Source organism: Micromonospora sp. LOL_021, assembly GCF_048060215.1.
In the GTDB taxonomy this organism is placed as follows: domain Bacteria; phylum Actinomycetota; class Actinomycetes; order Mycobacteriales; family Micromonosporaceae; genus Micromonospora_E.
This window is the reverse complement of sequence record NZ_JBHMIN010000017.1, coordinates 70,668-95,200: the sequence shown is the minus strand read 5'-3', so window position 1 is coordinate 95,200 and position 24,533 is coordinate 70,668. Positions and strand designations below refer to the sequence as shown.

Sequence of the window (24,533 nt, the reverse complement as noted above, 5' to 3'; positions counted from 1 at the left end):
TCAGCTGACCGTGCAGGCGGCACCGTTGAGGGTGAACGAGCTCGGCGCCCCGGCGTTGCCGGTGTGGGTGGCCTGGAAGCCGATGTCCACCGAGCCGTTGACCGGGATACTGGCGTTGTAGGACATGTTGCGGGTTGTCACCTGCCCCGAACTCGGTGAGTAGCTGGCGTTCCAGCCCCCGGTGATGGTCTGCCCACCGGGCAGGGTGAAGACCAGCGACCAGCCGTTGACGGCGCTGGAACCGGTGTTGGTGATCCGGAAGTTCCCGGTCAGTCCGTTGTTCCAGGCGTTGATGGTGGCCGCGACCCGGCAGGCACCGGCGGGTGGCGGAGCCGTCGTGGGTGGCGGTGCGGTCGTGGGTGGCGGTGCGGTCGTGGGTGGCGGTGCGGTGGTCGGTGGCGGAGCCGTCGTCGGCGGCGGAGCCGTCGTCGGCGGCGGAGCCGTCGTCGGCGGCGGTGCGGTCGTCGGCGGTGGGGTCGAGGTCAACCCGAAGAACTCGATGGCAACGGCGGCCATGCCGCCGCTCGGCAGGCTGTGGCCGGCGCCCTGGACGCTGTACGCCTCGACCTGGACGGTGCCGGAGCTGTCAGCGAACTGGCGGCGGTTCCAGCCGGACCGTGGGGTGTCGGTACGGGTCGGCGTCTGGCTGAGCCCGAACACGTTGGTCCACTGGTCGACCGCCTCCTGCAGCAACGAGTACGGCACCAGGGTGTCGGCGGTGCCGTGCCACAGCTGCGCCCGCGGCCGTGGGCCGGAGTAACCCGGGTACGCCTGACGGACGGCGTCACCCCACTGCTGCGGTGTCCGGTTCATGTTGCCGCCGGTGCACTGACTGCTCCATGGCGGATAGTCCGCCGCGTTGGCGAAACAGTTGTACGGAACTCCCATGAAGGCCGACCCGGCCTTGAACACGTCCGGGTAGACGGCCAGCATGTGATTGGTCATCATGCCGCCGGACGAACTGCCGGTGGCGTACACCCGGTTGGGGTCGCCACCGTACTGCTGCTGGGCGTACTGGACCATCGACATGATCGACACCGGGTCGCTGCCGCCGCCCCGCCGCTTCGCCGCCTCGGACCAGACGTCGAAGCAGTTGCCGAAGCCGGCCTGCTGGGTGGCGGTCGGGTAGATCACGATGAAGCCGTACCGGTCGGACAGTGAGGCGAACTCACTGCCGGAGTAGAAGCCGGGCCCGGATCCGCCGCAGCCGTGCATCGCCACGACGATCGCCGGGTTCGCCGGACGGCTGTCCGGCACGTAGACGTGCATCTGCATCCCGCCCGGGTTGTTACCGAAGTTGGTCACCTGGACCAACGACGCCGCGTACGCCGGCCGGAGCGCCGGGACGACCAGGCCGGCGGCGACCAGCGACATCGCCATGCCGAGCAGCAGTTTTCGTCTGACTCTCATGCACCTGACTCCTTCCTGTCGTGTGCTGTCCCCTGTCGTGTGCCGGCCGGCGGGACGTCCGGCCCTGCCCCGCCCGGCCTTCGCACGGCAACGTGTGGCACTTAGTGTTCCCGCCGGACAGACAAGTGTCAATCGATATAGCTCGATCGCAATCTCGGGTCGTTGCCAGGAACCCAGGTCACCTGCGCCAACCGGAGATCACGCCGTCTACAGTCGGTACCGCTGCCCCCGAGCCACGCCGGAGTGCCTGTGACGAGCCTGTTCAGCATCGAGGAGATCTATCCGGAGGAGGCGGGCCGGCCGGTGCGGCTGCCCCGACGGCAGACCGGCAACTCGCCGCAGGGCCTCGCGGTGACCCTGCTGGCCGACTACACCCTGCGGACCCGCGCCTGGCTGCCGTCGGCCGCCATCGTCGCGCTGCTCGCCGAATCCGGCGTCACCCCCGCCGGTGCCCGGACCGCCATCAGCCGGCTCGCCCGCCGAGGGGTACTCGAAGGCAGTCGACGCGGTCGGCACAGCTCGTACCGGCTCGCCCACGCCGCCGCCGCCAGCCTGGCGATCGGCGGACACTGGATCCTCACCGCCACCGCGACGGCCCGGCCGTGGGACGGCCAGTGGACCCTGGTCGCGTTCACCTTGCCGCAGGAGCACAGCGCGCAGCGGCGGGCGCTGCGCGGCCAGCTCCGGTGGTTGGGGTTCGCCCCGCTGTACGACGGGTTGTGGATCTCCCCCCGCACGCTGCCCGGGCCCGCGATGCGCCAACTCGCCCAGCTCACTCCCGGGACCATCTCGGTCTTCCGCGGCCGGCAGGCCGACCTGGGCGCCACCACCGGTCGCGACCCGCTCGACGCCTGGGACGTAGAGGCCATCGCCGGACAGTACGGCGACTTCGTCGACCGGTGGCAGGCGCTGCTGCCCCAGGTGCGCTCCGGTCAGGTCGGCGGACCGGCGGCGGTACGGGCCCGCACCGAGGTGATGGACACCTTCCGGCGGTTCCCCACCCTTGATCCGCAGCTGCCGGTCGAGCTGCTGCCGGCCAACTGGCTACGGGATCCCGCCCGGGAGGTCTTCGCCGCCGTCTACGACGGTCTCGCCGACGTCGCCGAACGACACGTCCGAGCCGTCGTCACCCGCTTCGCCGGTGACGCGGCCCCCGACGACGTGCGGGCCCACACCACCGGCGATCTGTTGGCGGGAGTCCAGCCAGCCGGCCCCGGCCCCGGGTACAACGCGGGCCCGGGCTTCGCCCCCGGCCCGGGATTTGAAACGGGCCTGGACCTCGGACCTGAAGCAGGGCACCGGACGGCGCAAGCCGGGTCGGCGGCCCGTACCGTCGGACGGTGACCACGACCGCACCTCAGCACCCCGACACCCGCGTGGTCGCCGTCGGCGTCGGCGCCTACCAGACCGGCGACGGCTGGACCCTGACCGGGCCGGTCGACGACGCCGTCCGGATCGCGCGGTTCTTCGTCGCCCACGGCGTACCCGCCGGCAACGTGGACCTGTTCACCAACAAGGCGTGCCTGGGAGCTGTTGGTACGGGAACAGCCGGCACGCGCCCGGTCGATCGTGGCGATCCTGCTTACCATCGCTCCGTTGCCCACCGGGCAGCGATTCCGCCCGTTGTCGGCCTCGGGCGCGGAGGCGTTCGGCAGCGCGCTGCTCTCCGAGCCGGACGACGCCATCCAGCTGGCGGCGACATTGGTGCACGAGTCGCAGCACCATAGACTCGGCGCGCTGAGACACCTACTCACGCCGGTTCCAACCGGCGGTTCTACGGTCCGTGGCCGTGACAATCCGAGACCGGTCGGCGGGCTACTGCAGAGGTAGCCAGATGCCGTGACCGACCTGGTCACCGGCGCGACCACCGCCGACGTCGCGCTGGCCGGCGGCGACGCCGACCAGGCCCGCGCCGGCTACCTGCGGTAGATAACCCGATGACGGTGCCCCGGTCGACGTACCCAATCCGGTCGAACTGGCGGCCTGGGCCGGTGCCGGACTGCTCCCTGGACGCCAGCCAGCCGACGAATCCAGCCGGCTGGCTGGTCCTGGACCCGACCCACCGCTGAACCCGGACCCGGCCGGGCAAATCACAGCGGCAGCGGATCGATGTCGCAGTTGGCCCGCACCTCGGCCGCTGCTGCCGCCGTCGCCGGATGCAGCTCGCCGAACGTCGACCGGTACCGCTCAACGGCGTCGTCGAACAGCAGGCTCGCCGCCGGCTCCCGACCCAGCCCGCGTAAATCCATCGCAAGGTTGACCGCACAGGCCAGCGTGGTCGGATGGCTGACGCCGAGCTGATCGGCACAGTTGGTGAACGTCGCGGCGTCGAGCGCTCGCGCCGCTTCTTGCTCTCCAAGCTCGTACAGTGCGCTGGCCACGTTGATGCGGGCGGCGAGCACCACGGGATGTCCTTTCCCGAGACGCCGCGTCAGTCTGCGCAGACCGTCCTCGGCCAACTCCCGGGCCTGCTCGTGCTCGCGGAGCAGGCGCAGCGTCACCGCCAGGTCGACCTGCGCCCCGGCGGTGTGCGGGTGGTCGTCGCCGTAGAGCGCCCGCAGACCTTGCACAGCCGCCTCACCGGCCTGCCGGGCGGCCCGCAGGTCACCGGTGACCCGCAGGTCGATCGAGAGGGTCAGGTTGGCCAGCACCGTGTCCGGGTGGTCGTCTCCGTAGCGGGTACGGAACCGCCGCAGTGCGTCGGTGGACAGGTCCAGCGCCTCGTGATGCTGGCCGGCCTTACGCCGGAAACAGGCCAGCTGGTGGCTCTGCCGGACCAGGTCCGGATGGTCGTCGTACTTCAGCACCCGACGGGCGTCTGCGATCAGGTTCTCCTGGCTGGCGTGCGCCGTCACGTAGTCACCCAGCTCGCGCCGGTCGAGATTGATGCCGCCGAGGGTGTTCAGGCTGTCCGGGTGGTCGGTGCCGTAGATGTGCACCAACTGCTCGTAGGTCTGCTCGTCGAGCTGCAGCGCCCGGCCGAACAGCCCGGACAGCCGCATGCTGACCGCAAGGTTGTGCACGGCCCGCAGCGTGAACGGCTCCTCGTCACCGAAGTTGCGCTTGGACTGCTCGTAGACGGTGATCGAGCGTTCCAACGCCCCGTCGAAGTCACCGGCGACGCGATGGTCAGCGGCGACCGCGCCGAGCGCGTCGAGCGTCTCCTCCTCGGTGTCGCCGACCGTCTGCCGGTACAGCTGCAACGTCCGGGCGTTGAGTTCCGCGGCGGCGGCGTAGTCGCCGACGACGAAGTACATGAACCCGAGCCAGGTCGCCATCCGCAGACTGTCCGGATCGGTCTCGTCACCCCGGTCGATCCACGATCGGTACGCCCGCTGGGCGAGGTCACGGGCACCGATGTGATCGCCCCAACGCCACAGGTACTTCGCCTCGTTGAGCACCATGTCCCGGACCAGCTCGTTACGGCAGGTCTCCGCGCCGGACGCGACGATGTGCGGATACAGCTCTGCGTAGCGGGGCCAGTGGTCCGCGTCGTCCGGCTCGTCGGGGTCGTTGCCGGCGAGCAGCAGATGGGCGCTGTGCCGCAGGTCCTCGCGATCCTGCTCACTCATCTGGTGGATCAGCACCCGCTGGACCAGCCGGTGCATCTGCAACGAGTTGGTCCGGTGGTCGATGCGGGCCAACGACAACCGGCCGATGGTCCGGATCGCCTGCTTGAGCCGGATCGGGCTGCGCACCAGCGGATCCAGGTCAGGGTGGATCTGCAACCGGGGCTTGGACAGCAGCGACCGACCGATCGGCTCGGACGCGAAGAACGCGCAGACCTGCAGCAGCCGCAGCGCCGACGGGTCCCGCTCCCGCAACCCGTTGAGGGAGATGTGCCAGGCGGCGGCGACCAACGGCGGATAATCCTGCTCCACCTCCGTCACGTCGTCGACGTCGGGTTGGCTGTCGTGCAGCAGCTGCAGGTACTCGTCAGCGGTCATCGTCGTCTCCGCGCGCCAAGCCGCCGCCTGCTCGATGGCCAGCGGCAGGTCGCCCAGCGCGGCGGCGAGCCGCTCGGCGGCGCTGACCGGCAGGTCCGGGTCGCGCCGGCGGAGCAGCTCGAGGCTCTCCTGCCGGTCGAACACGTCGACCGGCAGGCTGCTGGCGATCTCACCCCACCGGGGGTCGCGCGAGGTGACCACGATGCTGCCGGGCCCACCCCGGGGGAAGAACCGCTCAACGTCGTCGGGATCCTCGGCGTTGTCGAACACCAGCAGCCAGTTGGCGTACGGACGACCGATGCGCAACGCGTCGAGCACCGCCGGCACGGCGGTGTTCGCCGTCGCCGACACCTGCAGGTCGAGCCGGTTGGCGAGCTCAGCTAGCGCGGACTGGATCTGCGCCGGCCGCTCGGCGGGAATCCACCAGATGAGGTCGAAGTCCTGCTGGTGCTGGTAGACGTACTCGATGACCAGATGGGACTTGCCGACGCCGCCGGCACCGTGCACCGCCTCGGGCAGCACCGCGGTGGTGCCGGCGCGCAGCCGCTGGTGCAGCGTGTCGAGCAGCGCCCGCCGCCCGGTGAAGTTGGCATTGCGCTGCGGCAGGTTACCGACGATGCCCGGCTGCTGGCCGCGTCGCTGGGCGTGCAGGACAGCGGTGGTCGGCGGGACGGCACTGCCGGTTGGAGGCACCGCACTGCCCGCAGGGTCGGATCCGGGGTGGGGCGTCGGCTGTCGGGCACCGGACGGGAAGGGCGCTCCCGGCGACGCCGTTAGGTCAGACATCGGCGGCTCCATTCCTGTATGTCTCTCTTCCGGACTTGTCGGCGGATAGCGCGATTGCGGGTGCCCCCCCAGCGATCGCAACGCCGACCGAGTCGCTCGGCTGCGACCAGGTTCGGGCCGCTCAACGCCAGGTGCATCGCCAGCTCGACCCGCAGATGCGGCTCGGACGCCGGGGTCCCCCGGGCCAGGTGGCCGGGCGGGGGGATGCGACCCGACCGGTCAGGTTGCGTACCGCCTCGGTGTCCCGGCCGAACTCATTCTCCACGGTGTACTGCACCCCGACAATGCGGTCGACCGCAGCCTCCAGATCGCCGCAGCGCACGTAGCGGTGCTCACCACGCACCGGCCCCGCCCAGAGCGGCGACCTCGTACCTCCCCGCCCGACGAAGCGGCTTCAGCGAACGGACTGGCAAGGTCTGCGTACCGCTCGGCTTCCTCGCGGCGACTACCGTTCGGCGACGATCTTGATGCGCAGGTTCGCGGTTGCGCTCGCGCCGCGCCGCAGCGCTTCTGTCCAGGCTCCCACAAGTGGCGATTACGCGCGGCTAGGCGGTCGGAGTGCAGGACCGCCGGTACGATCCCTCCAGCGGTGCAGCATGGAACCTCTTGCCCGATGGCCCGTCGGCGTCAGGCGGTAAGGCATGATTAGCCGTCGCCAAGCGGTGGGTGGAAGGACTGCCCCAGATGACTGAACCCTCGCGAGAGGTTGAGCCCTCGGTCGAGTGCGAGTTGGTCGACCTGTCCCTGGTCGCTCTCGCGGAACTGCACCGAACCCAGCTGACGGAAGCCGAAGCCTGGGTCTCACGTCGTTTACGAGCTTCCGGCGGCAGCATCAGCGGTTACAGCGGCAAGTTCGCCGAACCGGACAACTCAGCGCCAACCACAGCACACGGGTCATGACGATCGGCTTGGCCGCCACACGGCCTCGACACCGCCTGAGCGTAGACGGCTACCGAGCCCTCTCCGCCGGCCTCGGCGATGAGAAAGCCATTCAGCAGTTGCGGTCCACCGAGCGCAGCTGGCGCATGGTCGTGCTGTCTCTCCTGCTCAACGGGCTGGCCAGTGCTGGCGATAAATCCGGCAATCTGGTCCCGGCCAGTGAAGCCTGGCAACTGGTGGTGGCAGCCGACCGGGCCGATCCTGGTGTTGCCGAGGACGTCCTAGCCCAGCCCCAGGTCGGCATCTGGGCCGCCCACCTGCTGCGCCGCCTCAACGGCTGGGACCAGGGCAGCGGAACACCTCCGCTGTGGGCCGAGGCCGGGTATCTGCACACGCTGGCAGCCTCCGCCGCGATCCGTGCCGGTCTGACGTTCGAGCTGACGGTCCCGGCGCGTGACGGAATGGTAGTGCTACCCACGATCGGCTCGGCAGCCGTGCCGGATGCCGGGCCCTGGTCTACGGCTCATATCAGCTGCGTGAACGGAGTGTTCGAGGTCCTCGCCGCCGATGGGAGCCCGGTGGGGCCGGGCACCGGTGCCTGGCGGCCGCCGATCATCGTGACCGCTACGGCGGACGGACTCGCCCTGTCCGTGGAACTGATGGACCGGGACCGCTACCGGGACCTCCGCGGCCCGGCCGCGCCCCGTTCACTATCGCCCACCGAGGTCACCCAGTGGCAACGGTTACTGGCCGAGGCCTGGTCCATCCTCGTCCGCGAACAACCGGAACGCGCCCCGGCGATCGCCGCCACCCTACGGGCACTCACCCCGGTGCAGTCCCGCGAACGGTTCCGCTACCTGTCCGCCTCCGGCGGCGAGGCCTTCGGCAACGTTCTGCTGTCCGGTCTCGATGACGCCGTCGACCTGGCGGTTACCCTCGTCCACGAGACACAGCATCAGAAGCTGGGCGCTCTTCTCCATCTGCTCACATTCCATGACGAAGATGCGGATCGGCGGTACTACGCGCCGTGGCGTGACGACCCCCGGCCCTTGAGCGGTCTTCTGCAGGGTGTGTACGCCTTCGCCGGGATAACCGAGTTCTGGAGCCGGCACCAGTCACCCGAACACGCGGATCTCGCCGGGTTCGAACTGAGCCTGTGGCGTGGGCAGACCTCCGGCTCATTGCAGACCCTCATCGCCAGCGGCAGGCTCACCCTGCGCGGGCGGCAGTTCCTCGAACTCCTGCACGGACCCGTGCAAGCGTGCCTCGACAAGCCCGTGCCCGGGCCAGTGGAACGCCTTGCCCGGATGGCCGCGATCGACCACCGCGCGATGTGGCGGGGCCACCACCTGGTCGTGGATCCGGCATCCGCAGAGGCGCTGGCGGATGCGTGGCGGCGAGGCAGGCCGGCCGTCGTCCCGGCAGGCAACTGCCGGGTGACCCCGTCGACCAGTCCCGAGGTCGGGCTGTTCGACACCCGCGCGGTGCTGATCCGGCATCAGCTCACCGACCCGGCCGCAATGCGGCGAATGCGGGACAATCCCGATCTGTTAACCGCCACCGTGTCCGGTGCCCGGCCGGCCGACGCCCTGCTGATCTCCGGCGATCGGTGGGCCGCGCAGGCGGCGTACGCGGAAATCATCGCGGCGGACCCCGCGAGCGTCCATGCCTGGGTCGGTCTCGGGCTGGCCCGGTCGGAGCAGACCGGCGACGCGGCCGCCCGCGCCCTCCTGAGCAGACCGGAACTCGTCCTAGCGGTGGCGTCCCTACTTGAACCCTCACCCGATCCGGTGCGGCTGGCCGCGTGGCTCGGCGCCGGGCTACCAGCGGAGTCGCTGGACATGCCGGTGCCTGCGGTCTGGCAGATCGTCTGAACGGCCGACTACAGCGGTAACGGGTCGATGTCACAGTTGGCGCGGACCCCGTCGGCCGCGCTGACCGTCGCGGGATGCCTCGCACCGAGGACCGCCCGGAATCGGACGAGTGTGTCCGCCAGCAGCCGCTCACCGTCCTCGGCACGTCCGGTCCGCTGTAGGTCCCAGGCAAGATTCACCGCACAGGCCAGGGTCGTGGGATGGTTGACGCCGAGCAGGTCCCGGCATTGCCGCAGGACGATCGCGCCCAAGTCGCGCGCTTGGGCCACCTCACCGACGGCCTGGTAGTCGCTCGCGAGATTGATGCGGGCGTGCAGAACGTTCTGGTGGTTCGGGCCCAGCCGGTCGGTCAGCCGGGCGATCGACCGCTCGTCCAGCTGCCGTACGGTCTCGCTTTCCCCTTGCAGGCGCATCGTAATCGCCAGGTTGACGTCGGCGCTGGCCGTGTGCGGATGGTCCGGGCCGTACAGCTGGCGCAGTTGCTCGGCCGCGAGTTCGCCCGCCTCACGGGCGGCCGTGAGGTTGCCCAGCACCCGCTGATCTATCGACACGGTCAGTCTCGCCAGCGTGGTGTCCGGATAGCCCTCGCCGTACCGCTCCTGGTAACGCAGCAGCACCCCTTCTGACATCGTCAGCGCGTTCGCCAGGTCACCGGCCTTCCGGCGGGTGACCGCCAGCTGCTGCGTCTGGCTGAGCAGCAGCGCATGGCGTTCGTCCGGCAGCAGGCTACGAACCAGGGTGACCAGGCTCTCCTGGTCGGTACGGGCCGCCACGTGATCGCCGAGCTCACGCCGGTCCAGATTGATGCCGCCCCGGGTGTTCAGAGTCTCCAGATGGTCCGCACCAAGCACTTGAACAAGCTGGGGATAGGTCCGCTCGTCCAGCTGAAGCGCCCGGCTGAACAGCCCGGACAGCCGAAGGCTGACGGCGAGATTGTGCGCGGCCCGGAGGGTGAACGGCTCGCCCTCGCCAAAACTGGCGCGGGACCGCTCATAGACCGTCAGCGATCGGTCGAGTGCGCCAGAGAAGTCACCGGCCACCCGCAGATCCGCGGCGACCGAGCCGATGGCGTCCAGGGTCTCCTCACGGTCGTCACCCAGCGCCTGCCGGTAGAGCTGCAAGGTGTCGGCGTTCAGCTCGGCCGCCGCACGGTAGTCACCGACGGTGAAATGCATGTAGCCCAACCAGTTTGCCATTCGGAGCGTGTCGAGATGCGACGAACCCTCGACGCGGACCAGCACGTCGTACGCCTGTCTGGCCAGGTCCCGGGCACCTCGGAAGTCACCCCAGCGGGACAGGTACTTCGCCTCGTTGAGCACCAGGTCACGGACGTATCCGTTCCGACACTGCGACGCATGCGACGCCAGCACGTGCGGGTACAGCTCCGCGTACCGTGGCCAGTGGTCAGTCTCGTCGGGAAGATTTGGGTCATTGGCGGCGAGCAGCAGATGCGCGCTGTGACGCAGCTCATCACGCTCGTCTGGATCCATCTGGGCTACCAGCACCCGCTGCACCAGGCGGTGCATGTGCAGCGAGTTGGTGCGGTAGTCCACTCTCGCCAGCGAGTAGCGGCCGATGGTCCTCACCGCCTGGTTGAACCGGGTCGCGTTGCGCAGCACCGGATCGAGGTCCGAATGGATGCCCAGGCCTCGCGCGTTGGACAGCAGGATACGGCTGATCGGCTCGGGCGCGAAGAAGGCGCACACCTGTAGCAGGCGCAACGCTGCAGGCTCCCGTTCCCGGAGCGCGATCAGCGACATGCTCCACGCAGCGGCGACCGCCTCCGGATAGTCCAGCGGCGAGGAGACCGCCGTGCCATCGGTGGCCGCCGTGGTCAGAGCCGGCCGTCCAGCGTCCAGGCGCCGCAGGTACTCATCGGTCGTCATGCCGGTCTCGGCAACCCAGGCCGCAGCCAGCTCGACGGCCAGCGGAAGGTCGCCCAACGCCTCGGCCAGCCGGTCAGCATCGCTTTCGGACAACGCGCGCCCACGTCGCCGCCGCAACAGTTGGATACTCTCCGCACGGCTGAACACGTCGACCGGGATAGGGTTGGCCACCTCGCTCCACTTCGGGTTCCGTGACGTCACCATGATCTTTCCGAACTCCCCCGTCGGGAAGAACGGTTGGACATCGTCGGGATGCACGGCGTTGTCGAATACCAGCAGCCAGGACGGCGACGGATCACCCCGGGCAAGCGCGTCGATGACGGCCGGGACCGCCGAACCCGCAAGCGGCGCGACCGGCAGGTTGAGGCGTTGCGCCAGTTCGACGAGTGCGCTGCGGATCTGTGCAGGCCGCTCGGCGGGAATCCACCAAACGATGTCGTAGTCGTTCTGGTAGCGATGCACATACTCGTTCGCCAGTTGGGACTTCCCCACCCCGCCGAAACCGTGGATCGCCTCCGGCAGCACTGCGGTCGTCCCCGAACCCAGCCGCGAATGAAGGATGGCGAGCAGCTCGGCTCGGCCGGTGAAATTCGCGTTCCGCGGGGGAATGTTGCTGATGGTGGCGACACGGCGGCTCTCCCGCTCGGCGGACGACTCCACGCCACGGCCGAGATCGGTGTCGCCGGCGCGGTGCTGGTCGGGCCCGAGCAGCTCGTCGAGGCGGGAGGCGGGAACGTCGGACCGATCCACCGGCGCCATGGTTACCAGCGTAGGGCGTGGCCCGGAGACCGCCGGGCGATCAGCGAGAAGATTCCGCAGCCGGGCGGCCGCGACCAGATGGGGTCCGCTCAACGCCTCGTTGATGGCCAGCTCGACCCGCAGAAACGGACGGTTACCCTCGGTTGGGCCAGGCGGTTCGGCGGTGGCCGGCGCGGCGATCCGGCGACTCAGGCCCTGGACGGCTTCCACCTCGTCGCGGAGTTCCGCCTCGACGATCCTGACAACGTCGATCGTCCGGTCGCGGTGCCCGTACTCCAGCAGCCGCTGCCGGACCCCACGGGTGAAGTCGAAGGTCACCCTGGCCGGATCGGTGACCTCCTCGTCCGGCACGACAGCGCGGATGAGCCCACTGGTGAGCACCTCCGCCAGCTCTGCCGGGCCGGCCCGTGGCAACCTCCGCGCAACGGCGAGCATGGTACGGACGTTGAGCGGCGCGGCGGCAAGCGCGATCGCGAGCCGGACCGCAGTGGGCGAGGCCATCGCCCGGAACCGGGCTACCGCATACTCCGCGGAGTGCTGGCCCACGTCGTCGTCCTGTGCTGCGGTCATCCGCGGGTGGCTGGCCGAGACGAGAATCGCCGGCATCGCCACCACACCAGGCCCGGTCCCCGCGACCAGGTTCGCCCAGCGGCGAACCCACCGGCCGTCGATCTCCAGCACCGGCACCGCGACCGGGTCGGCCAGCCGGGCCGCGTCCGGGTCCGCGGCATCGATCGCGGATCTGCTCCACGGCACCTGCGCGGTCGTGGCCATCTTGGTCGTGCGCAGCCAGGTCCGCCGCGGGTCGAGCGCGGTCTGCGACCACCGCTGCTGCGGTAGCGGGTTCAGCAGCGCGACCACCATGCGCGACGACCAGAGTGCGACGGCCGATTGCGCTGCGCCGGTCCACCAGATCTCCGAGTATCCGTCGGTCAGGATCAACACGACGGTACGACCGGTGGGGTCGACGATGTTGGCTGGGGCCATCGTCGCCCGGCCGGAGACAGAGCCGATCCCGATCCCGTCACGCCCGTCGGACGCCATGGTCCGTACCCGGATGTCCCGGAACACACCCTGCCGTTCGAGCAACGCGGAGATCGTGGCGACATAGCCGGACCAGATCCACATCGACGGCCCGGTGTCCACCAACAGCACGACACTCCACCGGCGCTCGACTGCGGGACGCATCACCGGCAGCCAGCGGCGGTCGATCACGCCACGTTCCGCTGTCGCCTCCTCGTCGATGACCATGTCCGTGCTGGACGGCACGTCCTGGCGCAGGCTCGCGAAGAAGTCGGCCCGCCCCTGCGTGACTGGGACGGCCAGTTGCTGCCGGGTACGCGCCGAAGGCTCGGGCCGTGCCGCCTCAGCGAATCCGGCGTCGATGCCGGCACCGACGCCGGGGTCCGGCACCGACGGCTCCGGGTCTGCCGGGTCGGGCCCGCCGGGCGATGCCTCCGGATCGGAGACACCGCCTCCTGCGGCAGCTGCCTGCTCCGCCTCGTCCGGCACCGCAACCAGTGCCCGCGTGGCCGCCTCGAACCCGTCACGGCTGGCCAGCCACAGCGCATCGGCGATGTCTGACCAATGCAGTGAAGTCGGGCGCGGCCACTGCGAAGGTTCCATTACACACCCGTCGCGTACAGGTTGCGCCACACCGTGTCGAGCAGCCGGGCCCACTCCGCCTCGTTGCCGGCCGGGCGTGCCCCGGACGCCGCCAGGAAGACGGCGTTGAGGAGTTGGTCCGCCGCGAGCGTGCCTTGTTCGCCGCGCCGCTCGATGAAAGCCGTGATCAGCTGCCGCGCGTTCTCATCAGTTCTCGGAAAGTGCGCCGAGACCAGGTCAGCAAGCCGCTTCTCATCCGGATCCGGCAGATCGAGCCGGATGCAGCGGCGCAGGAACGGGGGCGGGAAGTCCCGCTCGCCGTTCGAGGTGATCACCACGACAGGGAACGCATGGCAGTGGACCATCCCCTCCCGGATAACGGCGCGGTGGCCGGGGTCGGCCGTGTGCACCTCAGCCGCCGGCGTCCGGTTCCTGACCCGGATCAACTCGGGAATCGAGAACATGCCGTCCTCGAAGACGTTCAGCAGGTCGTTCGGCAGATCGATGTCGCTCTTGTCGAGCTCGTCGATGAGCAGGACGCGGGGACGCCGGTACGGCAGCAACGCGGTGCCGAGCGGGCCGAGATGGATGAAGTCGCCGAGAACCGATTCGGGGCCATCCGGCGGCTGCTCGCCGGCGGGCCGCTCGGCGGCGGCCTGCGCCCGGCCGATCGCGTCGTAGTCGTACAGACCGGACTGCAGATTGGACCGGGACGTGATCGGCCAGTGCAGCACCCGACCCAACCGGAGATCCCGGGCGAGCTGATAGGCCAGGCTCGACTTGCCGACACCAGGACGCCCGGTGACCAGGAGCGGTCGGTAGAGCCGCAGCGCCGTGTTGATCACGTCCAACTGGTCGCGGTCGGGGCGGGCCACACCAGGGCTGCCCAGCCGGCGTGCGGTCTCTTCCGGGTCGTCCGGTGGGTCCGGTAGGTCGGGACCACCGTTGAAGGCGCGCCACTGCGGCGGATCAGGCCAGGTACCCTCGTCTGCTCCAAGGCGGGGGTGTCCCGATCCGTCATACAGCCACCACCCCGCAGCCGGAGGCGGATCCTGCTGGTCCTGGTCAGTCATTACGAGCCTCTTTCGGTGCGCTGTCTGGTGGCCAGATACGTCCGGGCTGCCGATCCGGATCGTCCCACAAGATGGAGAGTCCGTGCCCGACGTGCTGCTCCCGATGCGCGGTGTCCTCGGTCCACGCCCGACGCCTCAGCTGGGCCATCCGCACCGGCAACTGCGCCAGCTCGGACTCCGTGGACGTCCCTACGCCCAACAGCGCCGCCACCAGCGACCGGAGGCTCGAGTCCACCACCTGACTCCGGTGCCAGATGAGAATCGGCAGACCGGCGCGGAGCCCGGCGAGCGCCTGGCTCTCGCCAGGGCTCCTCGGTGTCGGCGGCTGGTTGAGGACCATCGCCACGATGCCGGCCTCGTCCTTCAGGATCGCCTCGAGCCGAATGTCGTTCTGATCGGGCTCGGCGTAGTAGACCGGGTGTGGGTGCCCGGAGCCGTCGGTAAGCTGTCGCCAGCGGGATCGCCACAGGCGGTGCCACTGCCGGGCGTAGAGACGGTCGAGACTCCGGATCACCACGGGGTAGTCCATCGCCAGTGGCGTCGGCGACGGCGACGAGAGCTCCTTACGCCAAGCGTCCACCGGCGTGTTGAGCAACTCCCAGGGCAGGACGAACTCGATCGTCACCGGGCCGTCCTTGTCCGCCCAGTCGCTCTCTGTCCGGAGGACGATGCGGTCGACCGCAGCCTCCAGACCGTCCCGCTCGACCCGCTGGTCCTCACCCCGGATCGGCTGCCAGACCGGCGACGCCCATTGCCGCCAGTAGGAGACGATGTACGAGTCGTCGTCTCCGCCGTACTTCTCGAACTGAATCACCAGGTAGGCCATGCTGGGACCCGGTGACGGCTCGGATCGGCGCGTCCGCAGGGCCGTCAACTGCGCTCCCATGCCCCAGTTGTCGGCCAGCGCTGCGGCCAGCGCCTGCAGTCGCGACTCCGCCTCGGGCGGCAGCAACGGTGCCACAGCGTCGAGGAACCGCAGCCAGGGCGGCATGCCGTCGACGGCGTTGAGCCCGGACAGATGGGCGAGGACGTGCCACGCTGATGCGCAGTACGGTGGTGCCTCCGGTGATCTGGCCGCCACGAGCAGATGGCGCAGGACCTCACGCCCGCGCAGACGGTGCAACTCCTCCCGCAGCCACCAGACCTCGTGTCCATCGAAGACCTCGGTCACATGCCACTCGTCCACCAGCCGGTACACCTCGGCGACCCGCCGGGTGTTCGGCTCCAGCGACTCCAGACACTCGGCCAGTGACCGGAGGGCTCCCGGCTGCTCAGCGCACGACTTCACCAGCTCGACCAACTGCAGATGAAGCACCTCGTGCTCGCGCCTGGGCGGCGGACCGCCCAGTACGGTGTCGAGTTCCTGCAGAAAGAGCTGACGTCCTGCGGTACTGCGGATGGTGGGCGACTCCTCGAGGAGAGCAACGAGCCGTCCGCGGAGGCGCCACCGGTCATGCATGGCCGTCTTCGAACCATGATCGAAAGCAGGCGTCTCCGGCATGCGGCTGAGCACCGTCCAAAGCGTTGTAGCCGGCTACCGGCTTGGTCCACTGATGGCATGCTAATTGATCGGCGTACCCGCAACGCAAGCATCGAAGGCCACTCGCATACAGCTGACACGCCCGGCCGATAGGCAAACCGTCTGGCTCCATGCGATGGTGTCGTTCATGGCCGGTCCTTCTCGTACACACGCCATCGTCGTCGGGATCGACGAGTACGAAATCGGGACCGAGGCACGGCTGACCGGACCCGTCGACGACGCGATCCGGTTCACCCAGTGGTTCCTCAAGAGCGGCGTGCCCGCCACCAGGCTGCATCTCGCCGTCACGCCGTGCCCTCCGGAGGCCGACGAACTCCGAAGCGCCGGCGTCGACGTCCGTAGCGCCGGAAAAGCCGACGTCCACCGCCTACTCACCCGCGACCTGCCGGAATGGGACGGCGATCTGCTGTGGGTGGTCTGGGGCGGCCACGGCGCCGTCGACGAACTACGGCGGCGGCGCCTCTACTACGCTGACTCCACCCACGCCGACCCGGCAACCCTCGACCTCGAATCGGCGATGGCCATGGCGGCGAGCAGCTACATCCCGGCGTTCGATCGGCAGATCTGGATCGTTGACGCCTGCCAAACTCACGGCATCGCAGCCAGACCACGCTGGGTAGCCGGGACCGAGACGTTCCCGCTCGGCACTCCGGAACAGGCCCGCGACCAGGACGCGCTGTTCGCAGCCAGCCTGGGACAGCCAGCGTTGAACCTGACGGTCGCGCGCACCGGCCTGTTCAGCGCCGAGGTCCTGCGCGAACTCGAAGCCGCCGACACGGGGCCGTGGCCGCCCGACATCGACGCGCTCACCGCCCGGCTCCGGGAGCACTTCACCCGGTTGCGCGACAGCGGCGTCCACGGACAGACACCTACCTACCTGTGGTACCGCAGTCGGCACGGCGACGAGGGACAGCTGCTGCAGTCCGGCCCGGCGCCAGCCACGCCCACCCGCTCGGCCCGGGTCGACCTGCGGCTGCTGGGCACCGCTGCCGACGCCCTGGTGATGATCGACGAGTTCGTCCGCATGGACACACGCGAGGAAATATTGTCTACGCTGCGCCGCAGCATCTACGCGTCGATCAATCGGCAGGCCAACGCCCGGCTGGAGGCCATCAGCGCGCTTCGGACATGCAGCCGTTACTCCGGCGGCTTGTCAGAACTGGTGGAAGCGGTCCGCTTCTTCAGCAGCGACACCACCCGCGCCGACGACTTCGCCGCCGCCGCGCACCGACTCACCGCTGCCAGCTGATCGCCGACCTCGCCCCTCGCCGATCTACCGGAGAAGACCGGCCGAACGCCGCCACCGCCGAACTGACCGGTTGATGGGGCGACAGCGGCAGATCGCTACGGCAGACGCGTACCGTTTCGCAGATGAGCGAGGCAGGACACCGGGTGAGCATCCCGGATCAGACAAGTGGGACGCCTGTACCACAGCTGTTGACCGCGGCACGCGCGGGCGACGGCACCGCCTTCGGCCACCTGGTCGGCCCGCTCCGCGACGAACTGCACGCCTACTGCTACCGGATGCTCGGCTCGGTGCACGACGCCGACGACGCGGTACAGGACACCTTCGACCGGGCGTGGCGCAGCCTGGACCGGTTCGAGGACCGGGACGGGTCGATCCGGCCCTGGCTGTACAAGATCGCCACTAACCGGGCTCTGACCATTATCGAGCGTCGCGGCCGGCGGGAACTCCCCACCGACCTGAGCCCGCAGGGGGCACCCCTGGTCGAGACGGTGTGGCTGGGTCCGTACCCGGACCAGCCGGCCGGACCGACGGCGTCGCGCAGCCCGGAAGCGCAGATCATCGCCCAGGAAAGCGTCGAGCTGGCGTTCGTCGCGGCCCTGCAACACCTGTCGGCCACGCAGCACGCGGTCCTGCTGCTCCGCGACGTACTCGCCTACCCCGCCAGCGACGTCGCCGACCTGCTGAACACGACCGTCCCCGCCGTCAACAGCGCCCTGCAACGCGCCCGCAGAGCCGTCGCCGAGCTGCATCCGACCCCCAGCCAGCAGCGGACCCTGGCCGCGCTCGGCGACGCCGCACAGCGCGAGCTCGCCCGACGGTACGCGGCCGCGTGGCAGGCGAACGACGTCGACACCATCGTGGCGATGCTGACCGAGGACGCGCGCTACTCGATGCCGCCGATGACCACCTGGTACGACGGACGCGACGCGATCCGCCCCTTCCTGGTCGACGTGGTGCTGCGGCACCGCTGGCGGTTCCTGCCGACCCGCGCCAACGGGCAACTCGCCTTCGGCACGTACCTGTGGAACGGCGACCGGGACGCGTACGTCCCCGCCGGCCTGGACGTGCTCACGCTACGCGGACAGCAGGTCGCCGAGGTGGTCTCGTTCCTCGACGCCGACTTCCCGACCTTCAGCCTGCCGGCCCAGCTGACCCGCTGACTGGCCAGCCGATCGGACCGGTGTGGCGCTGCGCGATGAGTTTGCGGCCCGGCCGGGGTGGTAGTCCCGACGGACACACCAACCGGAAGGACACCACCGACCATGGCCACCACCGAAGAACAGATCCGTACGCTGATCGGACGCTGGACGGCGGCGGTCCAGCGCCGCGACCTGGCGGCCGTCCTGGCCGACCACGCCGACGACATCGTGATGTTCGACGTCCCACCACCGCAGCAGGGGGTACGCGGCATTGACGCCTACCGGGAGAGCTGGCCGCCGTTCTTCCAGTGGCTGGCCGGCGGAGGTGGGGTGTTCGAGATCGAATCGCTGGAGGTCACCGCAGGCGACGACGTCGCTTTCGCATACGCGCTGCTGCGCTGCGGCACCGAGGCGAGCCTCGCCGAGCAGCCGGACGTCCGGCTGCGACTGACCCTCGGCCTGCGCAGGCAGAACGGCCGGTGGATCGTCGCCCACGAGCACCATTCCTTCCCACTGGCCGACCCCACCCCGCAGGACCCGGCCCCGGATCAGGGCGCGGCCCAAGCCGAACAGGACCTACGCCAGCTGCACCACGACTGATTCGACGCCACCACGGGGAAAGACCTCGACCGGCTGACCGCCCCATTCGCCGATGACGTCGTCTCCTAACGAACACGAGCAACCTCTGCGGTCCGTCGGCATCGACGCCGTACGCGAGGTCTGCCTGGCCGGGACCCGCGTCTTCCAACGCCGCGATGGCGCGTGGCGGATAATCCACCAGCACCTTACGTACCTTTACGACCCGTCGACCGGCGCCGCCCGCACCGACCTGCACCGCGTGTGACGACTCACCAACCAGCCCTGCAGCTACTGAGACACCCAGACGAAGGCGTGGTATTCGACGCCGTAGACAACCATCACCGAGCCTGAACTCGGCGCGGATCCGGTATATCTTGCCGGGCTCGAAGGCGCCGACCAGGACGGCGACTGATCGACAGCGGGCGTCGTCGCGCGGAATCATGCACGTCATACCACTTCCGGACATGAACTTGAGGACCTGGTAAAAGTCCACCTCATGCACTATCGTATAGCAAGGCCGTTGTCCTGGAGGCATCCATCGCCGGCACGGTACAACCCCGTGTCGACCGAAGGACTCCGCCTTGGATGACCATGCGAATCATCCGCAGGCGCGCAAGAGGCAGAATTTCCCGCGCAAATCAGACGACAGTCCGACAGGGACCATCCCCATGCATCGGGGGATCAGTCGACGGTCGCATGATACGCAGTCAAGCGGCTGGTCATTGCATCCCGCACTCAGATCGCAACGACCAGCCCGTCCCCAGCGAACCGGTATATCGCCGCAACCACTGCTATCAGAGCCTGGACCACAAGGCCGACCCCACCACTGATCTCGGGGAGCCCGGCGGCACCCGGCACGAGTCCGCATGGATCTTGCCCAACGCCGACTGAGGTCCGCGCACCGCCGGAGCAGCCCGCACTTCCGAACCTAAAGCCCAATAGCACCTGCTGCCGTCCCAACATGTCAAGCACGCAGTGCGACCGCCACTCCGAGTCAAACTACAGCGACAGCGGCCTTTGAATTCTTAGCCAAGCTTCACGATGTATATAGGTATGCATCGATATTTTCGGCACCGTCGGTTGTCCAGTCGAAGTTCGTTCGAGTTCCCTTCGGGCAGGCGCTAGCGAGCGGCACACGAGATTGGCCGTTATCCGCGAATGCCTTTATTCGAGCACACTTGCCATCCGCATCCGTATCTTCGACGAAGCCTTCGATCCGGGCGTCTGTTCCAAAGGTGCAGCTGATGTTCCATGAGGCGGCCCCACCATCGACAGTCACGTTGTTGAATACCGCCCCACAACCGCCAAAGACCCCAATGGAACCGATCGGAGCCATCTCGGCAGCCATCGCCGGGCTTGCAGCGCCCATTGTTAGCGACCCCGAGAGCGCCAAAACGGCAGCCAACCTGAAGATTCGCCTACCTGCCACGGTTGATTCCTCTCTGTGCAGATATTTGATCAGGATCTAGCCACAGCAACCCGAGGTACGCAGAATCGATTACGCGCCATCGTGAAAACATAAGACTCAAGCCACTATCGCGGGATACCAATCAGCCGACAACCAGAGCTTATCAACTTTGACTAGATCAAGTTTACCCTGAGCAAGTATTATCAAATTCACATTGATTAATTTTAGCAAGTTTGATAACCTTTGCACTCAACTCGGTCAGGATTCTGGCTATATTCAGTTCAGACGCCGGACAAGAGTCTGCTCGCCGAGGACGAGGCGACCTGCCATGATCACGGCAAGCAGAGGCGGCCCGAGCACGATGGCCGACAGCGCCAGCCACGGTACGTGCCAATGAAGCTCGGTGCTGAAACTGACGTAAGCCGCCGCCGGACCGATCCCGGAAAGCAGGCCGAGCGCGGTGCCGACCCCGACGATAAGCCACGCTTGAGCTGTCGTGATGCGTCGGCGGACGCGGGGAGCCGCGCCGATCGCAGCCATGGTCGCCAGGTCCGGCCGCAGCTCCACCGACGCCAGTCCGACCGCCACGGTGCTAGCCACGACGGTGACCAGGACACTCACCGTCGCCAAGAGGTAGAACATCACGCCCACCTCACGCGACGACTGGTCGTCCGCCGGCACGGCGTCGACGGTGACCGGCGACGCCGGCGGTTCGGCGGCGGTGAGCTGCGCCGCGAGCAGGATCGAGTTCGCCGCAGCCAGCTCCTGCTCATCCGGCATCCGCGTCGTGTCCACCACAACGAGCCGGACCCTGGTGTCCAGGCCGATCCGCTGCGCGGTCTCCGGCGCGATCACCAGGCCGGGAAGCCTCGCGTAGTACTCCGACCGGCTGGCAACGACGGCTGGCAACAGCGTGAGCCCTTGGCCGTCCGACGACAGCGCGACACGGTCATCGGGCGTCACCAGTGTGTCGTTGAACGCGACCGCGTCACCTCGGTCGAGCGCCTCCCGCTCGGGCCGGGTGGCGGGCCGGCCGGTCACCAACTGGACGACCTCCGCCCCGCCGACGGCCACGTCCCGCTGCTCGGCGGCGACGGACACCGTCGCGGTCGGGCCGGCCGGCAGATCATGGTGGGCAACGTTGGCCTGCAGGTCCGTAGCGGTGATCACCGTGACCGTGGCACGGCTCGGCAGGGCACCGGCGACCCGTCGCAGACCGTCCGGCCCCAGCTTCTCCGCCGCGTCCACCGAAACCAGCACCTGGCCGGGACGGGCGTCGAGTCGGCTCGGGGTCACCTCGCCGCGAGCCGCGCCCGCCAGGGCAAGTGCGACGCTGCCGGCGACCGCGGCGGTCACCGCGGCAACGGCCGCAGCCGTACGGAGCCGATGCCGGGCAGCATGGCGCAACGCCAGCCGTGACGGCATGGGAAGCAGACCAGCGACTCGGCCGCTCATCCGCACCAGCGTCGGCGTGCCGGCGACCACGCCGAGCAACAGCGCGACGCCGCCAGCGGCAAGCACCTGCGGCCGCCCTTGTGGGTTGCCGGAGACCAGCAACGCCACAATCCCCACGACAAGGAGCGCCAGCCCAGCCACCGCGCCGAGGCCATCGACCTTCGACGTGTCCCGCTGGCCGCCGAGGGCGCCACGGACCGAGCCTTGCCGGACGGCGCGGGCCGGCAGCAGCGTGGCCAGCATCGCGATGCACAGCGTGACGCCGACGACGCCCAGCAGCCGACCGGCCGGAAGCGACACGTCGATCAGCGGATGGTTGGCGACCTGTTCGATCAGCGGGGCAGCAGCGGCGAACGTCGCCAGCCCCAGGAGCACCGCTGCGAACGCGGCCACGACACCGAGCAGCAGCCCGCCAGCGACGACGATCCAGGTGACCTGCCGGGGCGTCGCACCAGCGGCGGAGACCAGAGCCAGCTCCCGACGCTGACGCGCCGCCCCGACCAGGAACGCCGCCCCGACGAGCAGCACGACCTGCGCGCCCGCGAACGTCACCACGAGCAACGCCGCCGCAGCCTCGAGCCGGCGTTCCCCGGCGGTCGGGGCCATCTGCTCCCTGGACAGCACCGAGAGGTTGCCGGACCCGGCGTCCATTCGTGGCGGCATCCATTCGTCGCCGTCGGGCAGCCGCACCATCAGCTTTCCGGGCGCCGACGAGAGCGGAAACCCGTGCGGGACGAGCAGCCCCGACGTACGCAGCGACCGGCTCCAGTCGACGACGCCGACGACGGTGAGCTCCCGCTGCGGCATCCCAGCGGTGACCGAGCTACCCAGCCGCAGCCCTAGATCCGCCGCCAGCCGCCGGGTCACAGCCACCTCGGCGGAGCCGTCCGGTGCCCGCCCGGACCGCACCACGTACCGGCCGTCGTTGGCCGGATGCGCCGGATCCGTCGCTTCGTACTCCTGTGCCCGCAGCCCGGCCGGGGTCCGCAGCACCGTACTGGCCTGGATCAACCCGGTGGTGTCGCTGCCGGGCGGCAGGGTGGCTTCGACCGCCGCGAGGTCACCCGACCCGACGATCAGATCCGCACCGCCCAGCGTAAAGGTGATCTCCTGCGCCGACGTGCCGCCAAGGTTGCTCCAGCTCGCGGTCAGGATCGTGCCGGCGTACGCGGGGATGAACAGCATCAGCAGCACGAGTACGCTGCGCCCCCGGTGCCGCAGCGCCGAACGACGGGCGAGGCGCAGCGCCACCCGCGACGGGCCGACCAGATTGGCCCCGATCATGACGACTCACCCAGCAGCCGCCGAGGATCGTCGCGTTCCGGCGTCGCGTCGACGAGACGCCCGTCGCGGACGAAGATGGTCCGGTCCGCCCAACCGGCGTACCTCGCCTCGTGGGTGACCAGCACGCCCGCCGCACCGGCGTCGATCCGCGCCCGCAGTACCTTCAGTACGGCGATGCTGGTCTGCGAGTCCAGGGCGCCGGTCGGCTCGTCCGCCAGCACCAGCCGCCGCCCGCCGACCAACGCCCGGGCGATCGCCACCCGCTGCTGCTGCCCGCCGGAAAGCTGATCAGGGAAACGGTCGGCTTCGGCGGCCAGGCCGACCTCGTCCAGCGCGGCGACCGCCGCCGACCGCGCCGACCGCACACCGGCACCGGCCAGCTCCAGCGGCAGGGCGACGTTCTCAGCCGCCGTCAGGTCGGTCACCAGGTTGTAGTCCTGGAACACGTAGCCGATCCGATCCCGCCGCAGGTGCGCGACCGCTGTCGGGTCGAGACCGCCGAGCTGCACCCCTTCGACCTCGACCGAGCCGGCGGTGGGCGTGTCGAGACCACCCGCGACGGCGAGAAGCGTCGACTTGCCGGACCCGGACGGCCCCATCACCGCGACCAGCTCACCCGGCCTGACCGACAGGCTGACACCCGCCAACGCCCGTACGGACACCTCGCCAGCCTGGTACACCCGCTCCACGTCGGTGAGCCGCAGCACCGGGCCGCTCATCGCCGCGCCTGCTCGGGCATCGGCTGCTCGGTCGCGATCCGGCTCGGATCGGGCGGTGGCCGGTCGTGCCGACGGCGCAGCGTCGTCGCCTCGGCATGGTCGAGCCACCGGATCTCGCTCTCCAGGCCGAAGATCAGGTGGTCCAGCAACAGCGTCCAGGTGAGATCGTCCTCCGCGTCGGCGCGCCGACGCAGATCGGTGTAGTCACGCATCTGCCGCATTGATTCGGTTCGCTGCTTCTGCACCACGAGTGCGATGTCGACATGCGGGTCGACCGCCGCCATCGCCAGCTTGATGGCCAGTTCACTGCGTGGACGGTCGGTTTCGGTGATCGGAGTGACGTACCAGCTCTCCAGAGCTCGCCGACCCTGCTCGGTGATCGCGAACATCTCCCGGCCGTCCTCGTTGATCCCGACCGGAGCGACGTCGCCGTCCCGGGCGAGACGGTCCAGTGTGGTGTAGATCTGTCCGACGTTCACCGCCCAGCTGCCGCCGGTGCGGGCGTCGAACTCGGTCCTGAGCTGGTAGCCGTACTTGGGGCCGTCGGCGAAGAGAGCCAGTAGCCCCCACCGCACCGCAGTTCGCTGCATACCGGACACCCTACCAAGTAAGTAGTTACCCAGTAAGCACTCCCCCTCGATGCGGCGGTACACGCCTCGTGTCTCCACCCGGTACGGTGACGTGTCATGCACGCGCTGAAGCCCTGGCATCTGGCCGTCCTGCTGCTCACCGGTCTACTGTGTGCCGGCGGCACCGCTGCTGTTGTCGCCGCCCTACTCGTGGCCGTCAAGCGGCGCAAACGCTAACCCGCAAGAGCCATCCCGCGTACGCGGCAAGCTGGAAGTCGCGATCCTCGCCGGACCCGGTCCGGCGCAGTGCCCGCCTTGAGCACCGTGTTCGACGAGCACTTGCGTGCCTCGCCAACTCTGGTCCGGGTGATG

At 69.2% G+C, this 24,533-nt stretch carries 15 protein-coding genes and 1 pseudogene; 6 read left to right on the top strand and 10 right to left on the bottom strand.

The annotated features are described in order from the left end of the window. Positions 1–1,410, bottom strand: coding sequence for a PHB depolymerase family esterase (locus ACFHWT_RS13960; RefSeq protein ID WP_416595030.1), 1,410 nt, complete (start codon positions 1,408–1,410; stop codon positions 1–3). A 249-nt stretch (positions 1,411–1,659) separates the two neighbouring features. On the opposite strand from ACFHWT_RS13960, the gene ACFHWT_RS13955 reads away from it, so the two are divergent. Together ACFHWT_RS13955 and ACFHWT_RS13950 are read left to right on the top strand one after the other, a co-directional pair. Continuing rightward, complete coding sequence (locus tag ACFHWT_RS13955) at positions 1,660–2,754, top strand: PaaX family transcriptional regulator C-terminal domain-containing protein (protein WP_416595029.1); 1,095 nt, start codon at positions 1,660–1,662, stop codon at positions 2,752–2,754. 225 nt (positions 2,755–2,979) lie between these two features. Next, positions 2,980–3,240 carry an aKG-HExxH-type peptide beta-hydroxylase gene (locus ACFHWT_RS13950; protein WP_416595028.1) on the top strand — a complete coding sequence of 87 codons (261 nt, stop codon included), beginning with the start codon at positions 2,980–2,982 and terminating at the stop codon, positions 3,238–3,240. A 260-nt stretch (positions 3,241–3,500) separates the two neighbouring features. On the opposite strand, the gene fxsT (ACFHWT_RS13945) is transcribed toward ACFHWT_RS13950, so the two are convergent. Both fxsT (ACFHWT_RS13945) and ACFHWT_RS13940 read right to left on the bottom strand, forming a co-directional pair. Next, the gene (gene fxsT, locus ACFHWT_RS13945; protein WP_416595027.1) at positions 3,501–6,143 is read right to left on the bottom strand and encodes an FxSxx-COOH system tetratricopeptide repeat protein; all 2,643 of its coding nucleotides are present in this window, start codon (positions 6,141–6,143) and stop codon (positions 3,501–3,503) included. A gap of 121 nt (positions 6,144–6,264) precedes the next feature. After that, positions 6,265–6,486, bottom strand: a complete 222-nt coding sequence (locus tag ACFHWT_RS13940; protein WP_416595026.1) for a hypothetical protein — start codon at positions 6,484–6,486, stop codon at positions 6,265–6,267. A gap of 682 nt (positions 6,487–7,168) precedes the next feature. Here ACFHWT_RS13940 and ACFHWT_RS13935 point away from each other — a divergent pair. Then, a complete protein-coding gene (locus ACFHWT_RS13935; protein WP_416595025.1) occupies positions 7,169–8,896 on the top strand; it encodes an HEXXH motif domain-containing protein in 1,728 nt (575 codons plus the stop codon). A gap of 8 nt (positions 8,897–8,904) precedes the next feature. Here ACFHWT_RS13935 and fxsT (ACFHWT_RS13930) read toward each other — a convergent pair whose 3' ends face one another. From fxsT (ACFHWT_RS13930) to ACFHWT_RS13920, 3 genes are read right to left on the bottom strand one after another with little or no spacing between them, the layout of a single operon-like run. After that, on the bottom strand, positions 8,905–13,167 hold the full coding sequence (gene fxsT / locus ACFHWT_RS13930) for an FxSxx-COOH system tetratricopeptide repeat protein (protein WP_416595024.1): 4,263 nt from the start codon (positions 13,165–13,167) through the stop codon (positions 8,905–8,907). Then, positions 13,167–14,219, bottom strand: coding sequence for an AAA family ATPase (locus ACFHWT_RS13925; protein ID WP_416595023.1), 1,053 nt, complete (start codon positions 14,217–14,219; stop codon positions 13,167–13,169). The genes fxsT (ACFHWT_RS13930) and ACFHWT_RS13925 overlap by 1 nt, the downstream gene beginning before the upstream one ends. Then, positions 14,212–15,678: an effector-associated domain 2-containing protein gene (locus tag ACFHWT_RS13920; RefSeq protein ID WP_416595022.1), complete on the bottom strand. Its 1,467-nt coding sequence runs from the start codon at positions 15,676–15,678 to the stop codon at positions 14,212–14,214. The genes ACFHWT_RS13925 and ACFHWT_RS13920 overlap by 8 nt, the downstream gene beginning before the upstream one ends. A 106-nt stretch (positions 15,679–15,784) precedes the next feature. Here ACFHWT_RS13920 and ACFHWT_RS13915 point away from each other — a divergent pair, with 106 nt between their 5' ends. The 3 genes and pseudogenes from ACFHWT_RS13915 (at position 15,785) to ACFHWT_RS13905 (ending at position 18,991) form a co-directional block, all read left to right on the top strand. Beyond that, the gene (locus ACFHWT_RS13915) at positions 15,785–17,008 is read left to right on the top strand and encodes an effector-associated domain 2-containing protein (protein WP_416595021.1); all 1,224 of its coding nucleotides are present in this window, start codon (positions 15,785–15,787) and stop codon (positions 17,006–17,008) included. Between the two features lie 122 nt (positions 17,009–17,130). Further along, the gene (locus ACFHWT_RS13910) at positions 17,131–18,168 is read left to right on the top strand and encodes a sigma-70 family RNA polymerase sigma factor (RefSeq protein ID WP_416595020.1); all 1,038 of its coding nucleotides are present in this window, start codon (positions 17,131–17,133) and stop codon (positions 18,166–18,168) included. 102 nt (positions 18,169–18,270) lie between these two features. Next, positions 18,271–18,991: pseudogene (locus tag ACFHWT_RS13905) on the top strand (YybH family protein). Between the two features lie 771 nt (positions 18,992–19,762). Here the strand turns inward: ACFHWT_RS13905 and ACFHWT_RS13900 are convergent. The 4 genes from ACFHWT_RS13900 to ACFHWT_RS13885 all read right to left on the bottom strand — a co-directional run bounded on the left by ACFHWT_RS13900 (position 19,763) and on the right by ACFHWT_RS13885 (position 24,182). Continuing rightward, positions 19,763–20,095 carry a hypothetical protein gene (locus tag ACFHWT_RS13900; RefSeq protein WP_416595019.1) on the bottom strand — a complete coding sequence of 111 codons (333 nt, stop codon included), beginning with the start codon at positions 20,093–20,095 and terminating at the stop codon, positions 19,763–19,765. A gap of 315 nt (positions 20,096–20,410) precedes the next feature. Then, positions 20,411–22,873, bottom strand: a complete 2,463-nt coding sequence (locus tag ACFHWT_RS13895; protein WP_416595018.1) for an FtsX-like permease family protein — start codon at positions 22,871–22,873, stop codon at positions 20,411–20,413. Continuing rightward, positions 22,870–23,592, bottom strand: a complete 723-nt coding sequence (locus ACFHWT_RS13890) for an ABC transporter ATP-binding protein (RefSeq protein WP_416595017.1) — start codon at positions 23,590–23,592, stop codon at positions 22,870–22,872. The genes ACFHWT_RS13895 and ACFHWT_RS13890 overlap by 4 nt, the downstream gene beginning before the upstream one ends. Then, a complete protein-coding gene (locus ACFHWT_RS13885; protein WP_416595016.1) occupies positions 23,589–24,182 on the bottom strand; it encodes a PadR family transcriptional regulator in 594 nt (197 codons plus the stop codon). The genes ACFHWT_RS13890 and ACFHWT_RS13885 overlap by 4 nt, the downstream gene beginning before the upstream one ends. Positions 24,183–24,533 lie beyond the last annotated feature (351 nt).

Excerpts from the sequence above, each read along its gene's own strand:
- ACFHWT_RS13960 (WP_416595030.1), bottom strand. The coding sequence starts at position 1,410 with ATGAGAGTCAGACGAAAACTGCTGCTCGGCATGGCGATGTCGCTGGTC.
- fxsT (WP_416595027.1), bottom strand. The coding sequence starts at position 6,143 with ATGTCTGACCTAACGGCGTCGCCGGGAGCGCCCTTCCCGTCCGGTGCC.
- ACFHWT_RS13935 (WP_416595025.1), top strand. The coding sequence starts at position 7,169 with ATGGTCGTGCTGTCTCTCCTGCTCAACGGGCTGGCCAGTGCTGGCGAT.
- fxsT (WP_416595024.1), bottom strand. The coding sequence starts at position 13,167 with ATGGAACCTTCGCAGTGGCCGCGCCCGACTTCACTGCATTGGTCAGAC.
- ACFHWT_RS13925 (WP_416595023.1), bottom strand. The coding sequence starts at position 14,219 with ATGACTGACCAGGACCAGCAGGATCCGCCTCCGGCTGCGGGGTGGTGG.
- ACFHWT_RS13920 (WP_416595022.1), bottom strand. The coding sequence starts at position 15,678 with ATGCATGACCGGTGGCGCCTCCGCGGACGGCTCGTTGCTCTCCTCGAG.
- ACFHWT_RS13910 (WP_416595020.1), top strand. The coding sequence starts at position 17,131 with ATGAGCGAGGCAGGACACCGGGTGAGCATCCCGGATCAGACAAGTGGG.
- ACFHWT_RS13900 (WP_416595019.1), bottom strand. The coding sequence starts at position 20,095 with ATGGGCGCTGCAAGCCCGGCGATGGCTGCCGAGATGGCTCCGATCGGT.
- ACFHWT_RS13895 (WP_416595018.1), bottom strand. The coding sequence starts at position 22,873 with ATGATCGGGGCCAATCTGGTCGGCCCGTCGCGGGTGGCGCTGCGCCTC.
- ACFHWT_RS13890 (WP_416595017.1), bottom strand. The coding sequence starts at position 23,592 with ATGAGCGGCCCGGTGCTGCGGCTCACCGACGTGGAGCGGGTGTACCAG.
- ACFHWT_RS13885 (WP_416595016.1), bottom strand. The coding sequence starts at position 24,182 with ATGCAGCGAACTGCGGTGCGGTGGGGGCTACTGGCTCTCTTCGCCGAC.